The 14,466-nt window shown below is 60.1% G+C and carries 10 protein-coding genes; 3 read left to right on the top strand and 7 right to left on the bottom strand.

Going from position 1 to position 14,466, the window contains the following annotated elements; translation table 11 throughout:
• Nucleotides 1–97: 97 nt before the first annotated feature.
• The 3 genes from AC1DVF_RS27180 to leuC all read right to left on the bottom strand — a co-directional run bounded on the left by AC1DVF_RS27180 (nt 98) and on the right by leuC (nt 3,087).
• A complete protein-coding gene (locus tag AC1DVF_RS27180) occupies nt 98–865 on the bottom strand; it encodes a class I SAM-dependent methyltransferase (protein WP_477783446.1) in 768 nt (255 codons plus the stop codon).
• 147 nt (nt 866–1,012) lie between these two features.
• Entirely contained in the window at nt 1,013–1,657 is a 645-nt protein-coding gene (leuD, locus tag AC1DVF_RS27175) for a 3-isopropylmalate dehydratase small subunit (protein WP_007913445.1), read from the bottom strand.
• 11 nt (nt 1,658–1,668) lie between these two features.
• Nucleotides 1,669–3,087 (bottom strand): 3-isopropylmalate dehydratase large subunit, encoded by a 1,419-nt coding sequence (gene leuC / locus AC1DVF_RS27170; RefSeq protein WP_016984527.1) that lies wholly within the window; start codon nt 3,085–3,087, stop codon nt 1,669–1,671.
• Nucleotides 3,088–3,227: 140 nt separating this feature from the next.
• Between leuC and AC1DVF_RS27165 the strand changes: the two genes are divergently transcribed.
• From AC1DVF_RS27165 to AC1DVF_RS27155, 3 genes are all read left to right on the top strand, one after another.
• Nucleotides 3,228–4,112 (top strand): LysR family transcriptional regulator, encoded by an 885-nt coding sequence (locus AC1DVF_RS27165; RefSeq protein ID WP_093432075.1) that lies wholly within the window; start codon nt 3,228–3,230, stop codon nt 4,110–4,112.
• 74 nt (nt 4,113–4,186) lie between these two features.
• Nucleotides 4,187–7,465, top strand: a complete 3,279-nt coding sequence (locus tag AC1DVF_RS27160; RefSeq protein WP_477783445.1) for a sensor domain-containing protein — start codon at nt 4,187–4,189, stop codon at nt 7,463–7,465.
• An 86-nt stretch (nt 7,466–7,551) separates the two neighbouring features.
• On the top strand, nt 7,552–9,243 hold the full coding sequence (locus AC1DVF_RS27155) for an Hsp70 family protein (RefSeq protein ID WP_477783444.1): 1,692 nt from the start codon (nt 7,552–7,554) through the stop codon (nt 9,241–9,243).
• Here the strand turns inward: AC1DVF_RS27155 and AC1DVF_RS27150 are convergent.
• From AC1DVF_RS27150 to AC1DVF_RS27135, 4 genes are all read right to left on the bottom strand, one after another.
• A complete protein-coding gene (locus AC1DVF_RS27150) occupies nt 9,240–11,942 on the bottom strand; it encodes a DUF805 domain-containing protein (protein ID WP_477783443.1) in 2,703 nt (900 codons plus the stop codon). The two genes, AC1DVF_RS27155 and AC1DVF_RS27150, sit on opposite strands and share 4 nt — an antisense overlap.
• Entirely contained in the window at nt 11,939–12,634 is a 696-nt protein-coding gene (locus AC1DVF_RS27145) for a DUF1266 domain-containing protein (RefSeq protein WP_116255289.1), read from the bottom strand. The genes AC1DVF_RS27150 and AC1DVF_RS27145 overlap by 4 nt, the downstream gene beginning before the upstream one ends.
• Before the next feature lie 188 nt (nt 12,635–12,822).
• Nucleotides 12,823–13,269 carry an Hsp20 family protein gene (locus tag AC1DVF_RS27140; RefSeq protein ID WP_093432063.1) on the bottom strand — a complete coding sequence of 149 codons (447 nt, stop codon included), beginning with the start codon at nt 13,267–13,269 and terminating at the stop codon, nt 12,823–12,825.
• Between the two features lie 121 nt (nt 13,270–13,390).
• Nucleotides 13,391–14,350 carry a tRNA dihydrouridine synthase gene (locus AC1DVF_RS27135; protein WP_477783442.1) on the bottom strand — a complete coding sequence of 320 codons (960 nt, stop codon included), beginning with the start codon at nt 14,348–14,350 and terminating at the stop codon, nt 13,391–13,393.
• Nucleotides 14,351–14,466: the final 116 nt, after the last annotated feature.

The raw sequence follows: 14,466 nt of genomic DNA, 5'->3' as shown, positions 1-14,466 counted from the left end.
GACCAATACCGTCACCTGGGAGAATCAGAATCTGCTTGCTCATGCTTTCCTCGTGTCTTCAGTCGGTGCGCCAACTTAGGCGCGCCCGGAAAAATTCTTATCGCTCAGCCATCAATACGATTACATCTGTACTGAACGAGCCGTCGGCATCAATCTCAAAATATTCGCGCACTTCATTGCCCATCGACTGCTGCAACTGGCGGATCGCGGCGCGCAGCACTTCAGGCGTGCGCATGCGCTCAACCCAACTGGTGTACTCCAGACGCAGGCGCTGACGGGTGGTACTGCGTACATGCAAACCGGCCTCGCTGACCTGACGCAGCCATTCGGCGGCGGAATAATCGCGCACATGGCTGGTGTCACGCAGCACCTCGACGCTTTGCAGGTAAGTGTCGAACAACGGACTGCCCGGTGACAACACATCAACGAACGCCGCCACACCGCCCGGCTTCAACACCCGACGCACTTCGCGCAGAGCCACACCGAGATCGCTCCAGTGATGCGCCGAATACCGGCTGAACACGAAGTCGAACTCGCCATCGGCAAACGGCAGGCGCTCGGCGGCGCCGTTGACCGTGGCAATGTTGGTGAAACCGCGATCAACGGCCGCAGCGGCGACCACGTCGAGCATTTGCTGCGACAGGTCGTAGGCGACCACTTCCCTGACCAGCGGTGCGACGTGAAAACTGACGTGACCGGCGCCGCAGCCCAGATCCAGCACCCGGGCGCTGCCCTGCCCTTTCAGCTCAGCCTGTAGCAGTGCGAACTCGGTGCCTTGAGCGTGAACGGCGCTGCTCAGGTAGGCGGCGGCCTGTTCACCGAATTGCTTTTGTACGACCTGGGTGTGCTGGGCGGTGCTGGTCATGGTCACATCCTTCTGGGTTTTAGCCTTTTATTGCCTGGACTAACGCCTTCGCGAGCAAGCTCGCTCCCACACTTGAAATGCATTCCCCTGTGGGAGCGAGCTTGCTCGCGAAGAGGCCAGCCTGAACTGCATCAATTCAAAAGTTGCTTATGCGTCGCGGAACAACCACGGCTGGCTAACCCGATGCTTGGCCTCAAACGTCGCAATCGCATCACCGTCCTGCAAGGTCAAACCGATATCGTCCAGACCATTCAACAGGCAATGCTTGCGGAACGCATCGATCTCGAAGCTGTACACCTTGCCATCCGGACGGGTCACGGTCTGCGCTTGCAGATCGACCTGCAATTGATAGCCCGGCTCAGCCTCGACCTGCTTGAACAACTCATCGACTTCAGCGTCGCTCAAGATGATCGGCAGCAAGCCGTTCTTGAAGCTGTTGTTGAAGAAAATGTCGGCGTAGCTCGGCGCGATGATGCTGCGGAAACCGTATTCTTCCAGCGCCCATGGCGCGTGTTCACGGCTGGAGCCGCAACCGAAGTTCTCACGGGCCAGCAACACGCTGGCGCCTTGATAACGCTCGGCGTTGAGCACGAAGTCCTTGTTCAACGGGCGCTTGGAGTTGTCCTGATACGGTTGCCCGACATCGAGGTAACGCCACTCGTCAAACAGGTTCGGGCCGAAACCGGTGCGCTTGATCGACTTCAAGAACTGCTTCGGAATGATCTGGTCGGTGTCGACGTTGGCACGATCCAGAGGCGCGACAAGACCAGTGTGCTGGGTAAAAGCTTTCATGCTGCGCTCCTTCAGATCAATTCACGAACGTCGATGAAACGACCGTTCACCGCTGCCGCAGCCGCCATGGCCGGGCTGACGAGGTGGGTACGGCCACCGGCACCCTGACGGCCTTCGAAGTTACGGTTGGAGGTCGAGGCGCAATGCTCGCCGGACTCCAAACGATCCGGGTTCATCGCCAGGCACATCGAGCAGCCCGGCTCACGCCATTCAAAACCGGCTTCGAGGAAAATCTTGTCCAGACCTTCGGCCTCAGCCTGCGCCTTGACCAGACCCGAACCCGGTACCACGATCGCTTGCTTGATGGTCGAAGCGACTTTGCGGCCCTTGGCGATCACCGCCGCAGCGCGCAAATCTTCGATCCGCGAGTTGGTGCAGGAACCGATAAACACGCGATCCAGTTGAATGTCGGTGATCGCCTGATTGGCGGTCAAACCCATGTATTTCAAAGCGCGGACGATCGAGTCGCGCTTGACCAGATCCATCTCTTTGGCCGGGTCCGGCACGTTCTGATCAACGGCCAAAACCATCTCAGGCGAAGTGCCCCAGCTGACTTGCGGCTTGATCTGTGCGGCGTCGAGTTCAACCACGGTGTCAAACTTGGCGTCAGCGTCGGAAACCAGGTCTTTCCAGGCCTCAACGGCCATGTCCCATTCGGCGCCTTTCGGTGCAAAAGGACGGCCCTTCACGTAATCAACGGTCTTCTGGTCCGCTGCCACCAAGCCAACGCGGGCGCCGGCTTCGATGGACATGTTGCAGATGGTCATGCGGCCTTCAACGGACAAGTCGCGAATCGCGCTGCCGGCGAACTCGATGGCATGGCCGTTACCGCCGGCGGTGCCGATCTTGCCGATCACCGCGAGGACGATGTCCTTGGCGGTCACGCCGAACGGCAATTGCCCTTCGACGCGCACCAGCATGTTCTTCATTTTCTTCGCGACCAGGCACTGGGTGGCGAGCACGTGCTCGACCTCGGAAGTGCCGATACCGTGCGCCAGAGCGCCGAAGGCGCCGTGGGTCGAGGTGTGCGAGTCGCCGCAGACCACGGTCATGCCCGGCAAGGTCGCGCCCTGCTCCGGGCTGATCACGTGAACGATGCCTTGGCGGACGTCGTTCATCTTGAACTCGACGATGCCGTATTCATCACAGTTGTCATCGAGGGTCTGAACCTGCAAACGCGAGACCTGGTCGGCAATGGCTTCGATGCCGCCCTTGCGCTCAGGAGTCGTTGGTACGTTGTGGTCCGGGGTCGCGATGTTGGCATCGATGCGCCAAGGCTTGCGCCCGGCCAGACGCAGGCCTTCGAAGGCTTGCGGCGAGGTCACTTCGTGAATGATGTGACGATCGATATAGATCAGCGCCGAGCCATCGTCGCGCTGCTTGACCAAATGCGAATCCCAGAGCTTGTCGTAGAGCGTTTTGCCGGCCATCAGACGGTTCCTCATCAGCTTGTTTCTATGCCCTGGGCTTATCAATAACCCTTTGGCTTGTGAGGCCGATCCTATGGGGTTAGATTAAATAACTCAAATTCATATTTTTTATGCTTTGGATAACCAACTGGAATACAAACATGGATCTGGCCAACCTCAATGCTTTTATCGCGATTGCCGAGACCGGCAGCTTCTCCGGCGCCGGCGAACGGCTGCACCTGACACAGCCGGCGATCAGCAAACGCATCGCCGGGCTGGAGCAGCAATTGAAGGTGCGCCTGTTCGATCGGCTGGGTCGTGAAGTCGGCCTGACCGAGGCCGGCCGCGCCCTGTTGCCACGGGCTTATCAGATTCTCAACGTGCTGGATGACACCCGCCGCGCCCTGACCAATCTGACCGGCGAAGTCAGCGGGCGTTTGACCCTGGCCACCAGTCACCACATCGGCTTGCACCGCTTGCCACCGCTTTTGCGCGAATTCACCCGCCGCTACCCAGAGGTGGCGCTGGATATTCAGTTCCTCGATTCGGAAGTGGCCTATGAAGAAATTCTCCATGGCCGCGCTGAACTGGCGGTCATCACCCTGGCGCCGGAGCCTCACGCCCTGGTCAAAGCCACGCCGGTCTGGGACGACCCGCTGGACTTTGTGGTCGCCCCGGAGCATTCGCTGATCAGCAATGGCCCCGTCACTCTGGCGGACATTGCCGGTCATCCGGCGGTTTTCCCCGGTGGCAACACCTTCACGCACCACATTGTCCAACGGTTATTCGAGGCCCAGAGCCTGACGCCGAACATCGCCATGAGTACCAACTACCTGGAAACCATCAAGATGATGGTCTCGATCGGCCTGGCCTGGAGCGTTTTGCCGCGCACCATGCTCGACGAGCAGGTGGCAAGCATCGTATTGCCGGGCATACAGCTCAGTCGCCAGCTAGGCTATATCCTGCACACTGAACGGACGCTCTCGAATGCGGCGCGGGCCTTTATGGCCTTACTGGATGCACAAATCGATCTGCCAGGGACTTGAGGCCATCTTGTGCTACTCCTAAAGAGCCGCTGCCCCTGTGCCTAACGTCACCCTCAGCTCAAGGCTTGTCCACGATGCCGAAATCTGTTGACCGAATTCCGCCGATGCCGCGTATTCAGGCGATTGACCCGCGACATTCCGAGCAGAGCTGGGAGAGCGCGCCGCAATTGCTGGCGGCGCTCAACGGCGCGCGGCTCGGCGCCTGGTACTGGGACATCGAGCGCGGGCAGATCAGTTGGTCGCGTGGCACCCAGGCCTTGTTCGGTTTCGACCCGCGCCAGCCGCTGCCGGCAGACCTTGAATACCTTGATCTGCTGCCCCCGGAAGACCGCGCGAAAACGGTTCGCGCCTTCCACGCGGTGATTGCCGGGGCGCCGCTGGAACAAGCGATGCACCACCGCATCCGCTGGCCTGACGGCAGCCTGCACTGGCTGGAAATCAGCGGCAGCCTGCTGCCGGATAAAAACGGCCGCCCCCGAATGATCGGGGTGATTCGCGAAATCACCCAGCAGCGCCAGCGCGAGCAGGCGCTGAGCAGTTCGGAAAAACGTTTCGCGACACTTTTTCACCTGTGCCCGAACATGGTCCTGCTGACCCGTCAGGAAGACGGTTTGATCAGCGAGGCCAATCAGTATTTTGAAAGCCTGTTTGGCTGGCCAGTGCAGAGCGCCATCGGCCGCACCACGCTGGAGCTGGGTTTGTGGGTGCACCCGGAGCAACGCGCAGAACTGGTGAAAAAAACCAAAGCCAAAGGCGAGCTGATCGCCATGGAAGTGCAGTTTCGCGCCAGCAACGGGCAAATCCACGACGGCATTCTCAGTGCGCAGAAAGTCGAACTCGAAGGCCAGCCCTATCTGCTCAGTACGTTTCTCGACACCACCGAACGCAAAGCCGCCGAACACGCCTTGAAGGACAGCCAGGAACGTCTCGATCTGGCGCTGGACTCGGCACAGCTCGGCACCTGGGACTGGCACATTCCCAGCGGCATGCTCTACGGCTCGGCGCGCGCCGCGCAGTTGCACGGGCTGGAGCCGAAACCCTTTCATGAGTCGTTCGAAGAGTTTTTCGAAGGCGTCCCCGGTGAGGAACGCGACAGCATGCGCGACGCCTACCGCAGCCTGCGCGAAGGCCCGGCGGGCAATTATCAACTGACTTATCGCGTGCAATTGCCGGACGGCAGTTCGCGCTATCTGGAAAGCCGCGCCCGCCTCTACCGCGACGACAACGGCGCACCGCTGCGCATGGCCGGCACACTGCTGGACATCACCGATCAGGTCGAGCGCGAGCAACGGCTGGTGGCCTCGGAAGAGAAATTCGCCACGCTGTTCCAGGTCAGCCCGGACCCGATCTGCGTCACCCGCCAGGACAGCGGCGAGTTTATCGAGATCAATAACAGCTTTACCCAGACGTTCGGCTGGAGCGCCGCCGACGTCATCGGCCATACCGCCGAAGAAATCGGCCTGTGGGATGCCTCGGCAAAAAGCCTGCAACGGATTGAACGGGTCATCCGCGAACAGGGCTTGAGCAATGTCGCGATCATCGTGCAACACAAGGACGGCCAGTCGCTGACCTGCGTGATTTCCAGCCGGCAGATCAGCGTCGGCGATCAGGCTTGTATCGTCACCACCCTGCGCGACATCACCCAGCAGCAGCGCTCGGAAGCAGCGCTGAAAGCCAGTGAGGAGAAATTCGCCAAGGCGTTCCACTCCAGCCCCGACGCAATCACCATTACCGAGCGCGACACCGGGCGTTATCTGGAGGTCAACGACGGTTTTTGCCGTCTCACTGGCTATCGTGCCGAAGAGGTCGTGGGCAAAACGGTTTATCAGGTGGGTATTTGGGCTGAAGAGAAACAGCGTTCGGCGTTACTCGCCGAGTTGCAGATCAAGGGCCGCGTGCACCATCAGGAAATGCTCGGGCGCAACAAACGCGGGGAAATACTGACCGTGGAAGTCTCGGTCGAGCCGATCACCCTCAATGAAACCGCGTGCCTGCTGCTGACCGCCCGAGACGTCAGCCTGCTGAAAAACGCCGAAGCACAGATCCGGCATCTGGCCTATCACGACCCGCTGACCAACCTGCCCAATCGCGCCCTGCTGATGGATCGCCTGAGCCAGCAGATCGCCCTGCTCAAGCGCCACAATCTGCGCGGTGCCTTGCTGTTTCTCGACCTCGATCACTTCAAGCACATCAACGACTCTCTCGGCCACCCGGTCGGCGACACCGTGCTGAAAATCATCACGGCGCGGCTCGAAGCCAGTGTGCGCATGGAAGATACCGTCGCGCGCCTCGGTGGCGACGAGTTTGTCGTGCTGCTCAGCGGCCTCGAAGGCTCGCGCAATGAGGTCAGCGTGCAGGTGCGTAATCTGGCCGACACTCTGCGCGAATTGCTCTCGGAACCGATGTTCCTCGACGGCCAGCGCCTGCAAGTGACGCCAAGCATCGGCGTGGCGCTGATTCCCGATCATGGCTCGACGCCGACCGACCTGCTCAAACGCGCCGACATTGCCCTGTACCGGGCCAAGGATTCCGGGCGCAACACCACGCAGATGTATCACAACACCATGCAGAAGGCCGCCAGCGAACGGCTGCGCATGGAAACCGACTTGCGCCTGGCGCTGTCGCGCGGTGAATTCAACGTGCACTTTCAGCCGCAGGTCGACGCCCGCGACAACCGCATCATCGGCGCCGAAGCCTTGGTGCGCTGGAATCACCCGGAACTGGGTGCGCAGTCGCCCACCGAGTTCATCAAAGTGCTAGAAGACAGCGGCCTGATTCTCGAAGTCGGCACCTGGATCCTCGACGAAGCCTGCAACGCGTTCAAACAACTGATCGCCCTGAAACTGGTCGACCCGCTGAATTTCAGCCTGTGCGTGAACATCAGTCCACGGCAGTTCCGCCAGAACGATTTTGTCGAACGCATCGAACACAGCATGAGCAGCCATGGTCTGCCCTGCTCGCTACTGAAACTGGAGATCACCGAAGGCATCGTCATCCAGAATCTGGAAGACACCATCAGCAAAATGCGCCGGCTGAAAAAACTCGGCGTGAGCTTTGCGATGGATGATTTCGGCACTGGCTATTCGTCGCTGACTTACCTCAAGCGCCTGCCGGTGGACACGCTGAAAATCGATCAGTCGTTTATCCGCGATGCCACGACCGACCCGAACGATGCCGAGATCATCCGCGCGATTGTCGCCATGGCGCGCAGCCTGGAGCTGGAGGTGATTGCCGAGGGCGTCGAAACCCCGGAACAACTGGCGTTCCTGCAGGGTTTGGGCTGCCATTTGTATCAAGGCTATCTGCACAGTCGACCGGTTGCGCTCGAGGATCTGAAAAAGCTCTTGCCGTAACCGGTGCACGTTGCAACAGACGCGCAATTGCCACGATTTGCAGCAACCTGTAGGGTCGCGGTTTTTGCGCCGTTTCGAGATCTGACATGCAGGATGCAACCCTCCCCCGCCCGGCCCTGCTGGGCATTGACCTTGGCACCACCAACAGTCTGATCGCCGTCTGGCAGGACGGTCAGGCCAGACTGATTCCCAACGCCCTGGGTGATGTGCTGACGCCCTCGGTGGTCAGCCTCGATGAAGACGACACGATTCTGGTCGGCAAAGCCGCCCGCGCGCGCCTGACCACGCACCCGGATCGCACCGCCGCAGCATTCAAGCGCTTCATGGGCAGCGATAAGCAAGTCCAGCTCGGTACACGCCAGTTCAGTCCGGAAGAGTTGTCGGCGCTGGTACTCGGCGCACTCAAGCAGGACGCCGAAGCCTTTCTCGGCCACGCAGTATCGGAAGCGGTGATTTCCGTCCCGGCGTATTTCAGTGACGAACAACGCAAACGCACGCTGTTTGCCGCCGAACTGGCCGGGCTGTCGGTGACACGCCTGATCAACGAGCCAACCGCCGCCGCGATGGCTTACGGGCTGCATGAACAGAAATTCGAACGCACGCTGATCTTCGACCTGGGCGGCGGCACCTTTGATGTCACGGTGCTGGAATACGCTTTGCCCCTGATCGAAGTGCACGCCTCCACTGGCGACAACTTTCTCGGCGGCGAAGACTTCACCGCTGCGCTGTTGCAGGCCTGCCTGAAACACTGGCAACTGACCCCGGCAATGGTCGATGCGCAAAGCATGGCCAGCCTCGGCGACGCCTTGGAGCAACTGAAATGCAAACTCGCTGAAGGTGTTCAGCCGCTGAGCTGGCGCCATGGCGACAAAACGTTCGAGTGGTCGCTGGACGAAGCCGCTGCGGTGAAAATCTGGGAGCCGCTACTGGCCCGTTTGCGTGCACCGATCGAACAAGCGCTGCGCGATGCCCGACTCAAGCCCCGCGACCTCGACAGCCTGGTGCTGGTCGGCGGCGCCACGCGCATGCCGGCAGTGCAGCAGATGGTCGCGACGTTGTTCGGGCGCTTGCCTTACCGGCATCTTGATCCGGACACCATTGTTGCGCTGGGGGCGGCGACGCAAGCGGCGTGCAAGGCGCGTGACGGGGCGGTTGAAGAGTTGATTCTGACGGATGTCTGCCCGTATACGCTGGGGATTGCGACCATGCGTGGAGAAGACATCAAAGGTGCCTTCTCGCCCATCATCGAACGTAACACCATCATTCCGACGTCAAGGGTGGAGCGCTATTACACCACCCAACCTAAGCAAACAGTGCTGCGCATCGCCGTCTATCAGGGTGAACGGCCGTGGGTGTGCGACAACATTCTGATTGATGCTTTCGAAGTCACGTTGACGCCTACTCAACACATCCAGGAACTGGACGTGCGCTTCAGCTATGACATCAACGGTTTGCTCGAAGTCGACGTCACCCTGCTCGAAACCGGCGAGCGTCACAGTCACAGCATCGACCGCAGTCCCACCGGTCTGGACGAGCAAGCGCGCCGAGACAGCCATAACCGGCTGTCGACGCTGAAAGTCCATCCACGTGACGCACTGCCCAACCGCACATTGCTGGCCCGTCTGGAGCGGGCATGGATGCAGAGCCTCGGCACACAACGCGAGCACATAGCCGAGTGGCTGCACAGCTTCACCACAGTGCTCGGCGGCCAGCAATCAGCGGAGATCGCCAGCCATCGCACAGAGCTGAACAAGGCACTGGATCAACTGCGCCTCTAGCCGTTGAGGCGCCGCAAGGCAGCCTGCAGGCCGCCGGACAGCATCTCGCTATCGCCGCTGTCCGGCGGCACACCATAGCGGTTGGGCAACTTGTCACCGGGAAAGCCGAACAGCAGCAGCGGCAGGAATGGCAACATCGGTGTCAGCGCCATGAAGATCAACAAGGTCGGGATGCCCCGGCCCATGTCGTGCAAGCGACGCAAAATCGCGCCAAATACCAGCAGAACTCCGAGTATCAGGATAAGAATGCCAGCGCCCGTGGTGCCACTGATCAGCCCTGCCACCGGTGCAATCACCACGCAGGCCAAGACCTGAGCGATAAAAGCCTTACGCCCCAACCGCGATCCCAGACGCCAGATCGCTGTCGCCGGTACCGGCTGAGCATCGCTTTTCGCCAGCAGTAATCGTTCCGACCAGGACAATATCGCGCACAGAGCCAGGCGCAGCCCGATGCTGTTCTGCACATCGTCCTTGCCCTGTTGCAGTTGGCGCAGGACGCGCGTTTTCGGCACGCCAGCAGCGCCATAGCGAATCAGGCCCTTGAGCGCATCCAGCGCTTCATACGCCAACAGTTTGTCGACGCCAAAATCGGTCAGCACTTTGCGCGGCGGCCACACCGGCTCGCCTTTGATCAAACCGTCGCGGAAGCCTTCGAACCAATCGTCCTCACAACTGATCGCCGCAATCGACTGCAACAATGCGCGATGCTGCTCAGCACTCAGGCTCGGATCGTGATAGAGCACGCCCCAGAACATCATCAACCCCAGCAAATCATCGCCGCAGGCAGCACGATCGCTTTCGAGGCAGGTGTAAAGCAGGCTATTGGCCGGCAATCGCGCGCTGTCGAGCGCCTGCTGAACGCTGAACAATTGCTGCACCAACAAGCCGTGCACCGGGTCATTGCCTTGCAACCATCCGAGCAAACCGGCGCAATGGCCTTGCTCACGCTGCAAGCGCCGTAACAACGGTTGCAGGCGACTCAACGGATGGGCCGGATTGAAAGGCAGGCGCTCCACGCACTGCGCGTCAATCATTTGCAGCCAGCGTTCGGGTTGTTCCAGCAATGCCAGCAAAAACAGGGTCTGCGCGTGCCACTCCCAAGCGGCCTCACCCAGCCCGACCGGCGGCAACTGAATCCCGCGACGGCTCAACTGGAGCATCAAGTCGAGTTCGGACAAGTCACAGTCGTCTTTGACCGCACCCAGCTTGAACGCCTCGGTCATGCGTTCCAGCGCAGTGTCGTTATAGGGCCGCAAGCGACGCAACCACAGACGACAAACTTTGTGCGACTCACCTTTTGTCAGCACCTGCGGCAATGGCTGAGGACTTGGATGCGCATCGCAGAAAGCGCTCATGGCCAGCGCAATCGGTGCCTCGCCCAACCAGCGCAGGTGTTGCGCAGCCTGATATTTGAATCCGCTCATCACCAGGCTTTCGAGGGCATCGATCGGCAGCGGAGCATCCACAATCTGCTGCAACAACGCCGCATCACCCCGATGCAGCGCCCAGGCGTACCGGTATAGATGCAGCAATCGGCTGTCGGCATTTTCGCCCAGCAATTGCGCGAGCAATGGCAGTTCATCAGCGGTCACGCGCCAATCGACAAAGCTTTGCGCAAGGCTCTCAAGCTTTAACCGCCCGACACCCAGCCAACGGTTCAGCGTCTCGGGATGTTGTGACGGAGAGCCATACACCTGGGCGTCATCGGCAAGATCCTCTGGCCAGGCAGAAATGCCCTGCAGACGATCGAATGCCTGACTCAGCAAGGGCAGAAAAGTCGGCTGGCGCTTGGCACACAGCTCCAGCAGACGACTTTCCGCCATCGGATGGCGATGCTCGTTCCACAGCCGGATCCAGCACGGCAATGCCTGATCGTCGCGCCCCAGCAGACTGCTCTGACACGCCAACAGGTAAAGCCAGTCGACATCGTCCGGTGCAGCAAGCTGCTCCTCGATACAGCACTGCAAAAACGTCGGCCCGCCAATACCTGCCTGAGTGAACTGCACCAGCAGACGCTTGAGGAACACGGCATCCTCCGGCAACGGCAGGCAGGTGTGCTGACTGGCGAAGTCGGCGAACTCAGGCAGTGGACGCTGGTTGAAGATGAAGTCGAGACTACGGGCGTACCACAGCGATTCAGTCTGGGCGGCCTCTGACCATGTGCACATCAGATCCGTATCGAACGGGTCCGGCGTTTCGATTCGCTGGAGAAAGAAGCCCACCTGATGCGCGTCGTCGAAGCCCAGATCCAGCAACTGTTGATCCCAGGCCATACGCTTGGCCAAAAGATTCGCGCAGCGGTACGACAACGGACCGGCGTCGGCCATCCGGTGGTACAGCGGCCAGCTGAGTTCATCGAGCACGTCCAGCGACAGCTCATCCAGCCCTCGAATAAAGGCCTGCCACGCGGCGAAATTGAACCGGCGCGCGGGATCATCCAGCAACGCGCAAAAATCCCCGAACATTGGAGGGACCTCAACGACAGTCTGTTCTGAGGCTTGGGACTCGTACTCGTGCTCAGGCTCCTCTTCCTCATCTTCACGAGCCAGACGCAGGGCGTTTTCGTAGGCCATGCGCAACGCCTGAAATCCCTGTGGATCGGTCTCCGGGTGATGCGCCGGCAAACGTGCGCGATAGGCGTTGCGAATCAGGTTTTCGTCGGTGGTAGGCTCGATGCCCAAGCGGATCCAGCAACTCATGACCAGTCGAACTCCTTGAGCGATGCCGGACGTGGCGGCAAATCGATTTCCATGTGCCACGGCAAATCAGCAAGGAACTGAGGAATGTTCTCGGCAAGGCCGCGGGCAATCCGCACGTTAAGGGCGTTGGCGCCTTGTCGATCGAGTTCGCGCGCAAGCTCATCGTCGCTGGCGCTCAGGCAGGACCAGAAGGTCCGGCCCACGACAAAGCCATCGAAGTAAGCCATCCAGCTACCGTAGTGAAATTGCGCTCTGAGGGCCAAACGACTGTGCAGCCAGTTGCTTTCGTCCAGGTCGACCCACTGATTGCGCACCGCACAGCGCAAGAGAAAACCCATGCGGCCATAGTCCCAGGACAGAATCCCGCCCGGCCCACAACTGCCGAAGGTGCGGCTGGCAAACTCGTGCAGGATGCGTTCACGGGGAGAGAGATCGTCCAGCAAGGCCTGCCATTCACTCGGCAGACAACGCTGCCACGCCAGATAAGCTGCACTGAGGTGCTTAGCGTGGCCGTCGTCGGTCATCCGTTCGAGCATGTCGAACAATTGCCCACGGTCGTCGATACCCCAGCTGTCTTTCAAGTCGATGTAGCGATCGTCGCAGAACGCGGGGTCGTCGTAGCTGGCGCCGGTATTGATCGCCGCCATTGGCGCAGACAAAGCGCACAGCCAGCGCTGTTGAATCTCGTCCATGAAAAAAGGCTCCAGGCCGACCGGTGAGGAATGGGGGTCGGCAAAACTGCCGCGGATTGTAGAGAAACCACCGCCAGTGGCAAAGTCGAACAACGGTTTTCTTGCGCGCACAAAAAAGGCCCCGACGTATCGGGGCCTTCATTCAGCGGCTCATCATCCGTTCAGACGATTGTGTTGCGGCACATGACTCAGTGCTGCAACGCCGGCTTCTCCACCCCGTTGATCGGGATGCGTTTGGCTTTCGCCTCTTCCGGGATCACCCGCAACAAGTCGATGCTCAGCAGACCGTTTTTCAGATCCGCCGCCTTGATCTCGATGTGATCGGCCAGGCGGAAGGACAGCTTGAAAGCACGTTGGGCGATGCCCTGATGCAGGAAGGTCACGCCTTCGTTGGCATCACGCTTGCCGCCACTGATGGTCAGCACACCTTTTTCGACTTGCAGTTCCAGGTCTTCTTCCTGGAAACCGGCGGCCGCTACGACGATGCGGTATTGGTCATCACCGTGCTTTTCGACGTTGTAAGGTGGGTAGCTGCTGCCTGGCTCGTTGCGCAGGGCGGTTTCGAACAGGTCGTTAAAACGGTCRAAACCTACCGAGGAACGGAACAGTGGCGCGAGGGAAAATGCAGTACTCATGGTTCAAATCTCCTGAAAACAATCAGCAAGGTTTTTTGACTCCGCGACCCGAATTCGGCATCGCGTAACCCTTAGATAGGGACCGCTGAAATGATTTCAAGAGATTATTTGCAGATTTTTTTCAAGCCGCTTCAGCCACTGGCAGACCGAGCAGACGCGAGACATGATCCGGTTCGGTCTCACGGCGCAGCACCGTAAACAGCTCGGTGGCCTCGGGATAACTGCGCGTCAGCATGGCCAACCATTGCTTCAAACGGCCCGGCGATTGGCGTGCGGTCATCTGCGCTTTGGCTTGCAGCCAGAAGTCCTGAATCAGCGGCATCAGCTCGGCCCAGGTCATCTCGACCACTTCTTCGCCAGCGCGAGCGGCAGCAATCTGCCTGGCCAGATCCGGGCGCGAGACCAGACCGCGACCGAGCATGATGTCTTCGACGCCGCTGATTTCGCGGCAGCGGCGCCAGTCTTCGACGCTCCAGATATCGCCATTGGCGAACACCGGGACTTTGACCACCTCTTGCACGCGCGGAATCCACTCCCAATGCGCCGGCGGCTTGTAGCCGTCCATTTTGGTTCGGGCATGAACCACAATGTGCTCGGCACCGCCTTCAGCCAACGCAGTGGCGCAGACCAGCGAACCGTCGGGACTGTCGAAGCCCAGGCGCATTTTTGCGGTGACGGGAATGTGCGCGGGTACAGCGCGGCGCACGTGTTCGACGATCTGGTTGAGCAGTTCCGGTTCTTTGAGCAGCACCGCGCCGCCACGGGACTTGTTCACGGTCTTGGCCGGGCAGCCGAAGTTGAGGTCAATCACTTCAGAGCCGAGTTCGCAGGCCAGTGCAGCGTTTTCCGCCAGACACACCGGGTCGGAACCGAGCAATTGCACGCGCAATGGCACACCGGAGGCGGTGCGGGCACCGTTGAGCAACTCCGGGCCGAACTTGTGGAAATAGGCCGGCGTGAGCAGCTGGTCGTTGACCCGAATGAACTCGGTCACACACCAGTCGATGCCGCCAACGCGGGTCAGCACGTCGCGGAGGATGTCGTCGACCAACCCCTCCATGGGCGCCAGAGCAATTTGCATGGGAAAACACTACTTGAAGAAAAACGTGCGGCAGTTTACTGGATATCGCGCAAATCCGCAGATCCCTTGTAGGAGTGAGCCTGCTCGCGATAGCGGTGTGTCAGTGAGGCATATGT

The sequence above is a fragment of the Pseudomonas sp. P4_D7 genome (assembly GCF_056401755.1).
Note: the sequence above shows the minus strand (reverse complement) of the source record. Positions and strands in the feature narration are given on the sequence as shown.

Coding starts and splice junctions, on each gene's coding strand:
- AC1DVF_RS27180 (WP_477783446.1), bottom strand. CDS start 865: ATGACCAGCACCGCCCAGCACACCCAGGTCGTACAAAAGCAATTCGGT.
- leuD (WP_007913445.1), bottom strand. CDS start 1,657: ATGAAAGCTTTTACCCAGCACACTGGTCTTGTCGCGCCTCTGGATCGT.
- leuC (WP_016984527.1), bottom strand. CDS start 3,087: ATGGCCGGCAAAACGCTCTACGACAAGCTCTGGGATTCGCATTTGGTC.
- AC1DVF_RS27165 (WP_093432075.1), top strand. CDS start 3,228: ATGGATCTGGCCAACCTCAATGCTTTTATCGCGATTGCCGAGACCGGC.
- AC1DVF_RS27160 (WP_477783445.1), top strand. CDS start 4,187: ATGCCGAAATCTGTTGACCGAATTCCGCCGATGCCGCGTATTCAGGCG.
- AC1DVF_RS27155 (WP_477783444.1), top strand. CDS start 7,552: ATGCAGGATGCAACCCTCCCCCGCCCGGCCCTGCTGGGCATTGACCTT.
- AC1DVF_RS27150 (WP_477783443.1), bottom strand. CDS start 11,942: ATGAGTTGCTGGATCCGCTTGGGCATCGAGCCTACCACCGACGAAAAC.
- AC1DVF_RS27145 (WP_116255289.1), bottom strand. CDS start 12,634: ATGGACGAGATTCAACAGCGCTGGCTGTGCGCTTTGTCTGCGCCAATG.
- AC1DVF_RS27135 (WP_477783442.1), bottom strand. CDS start 14,350: ATGCAAATTGCTCTGGCGCCCATGGAGGGGTTGGTCGACGACATCCTC.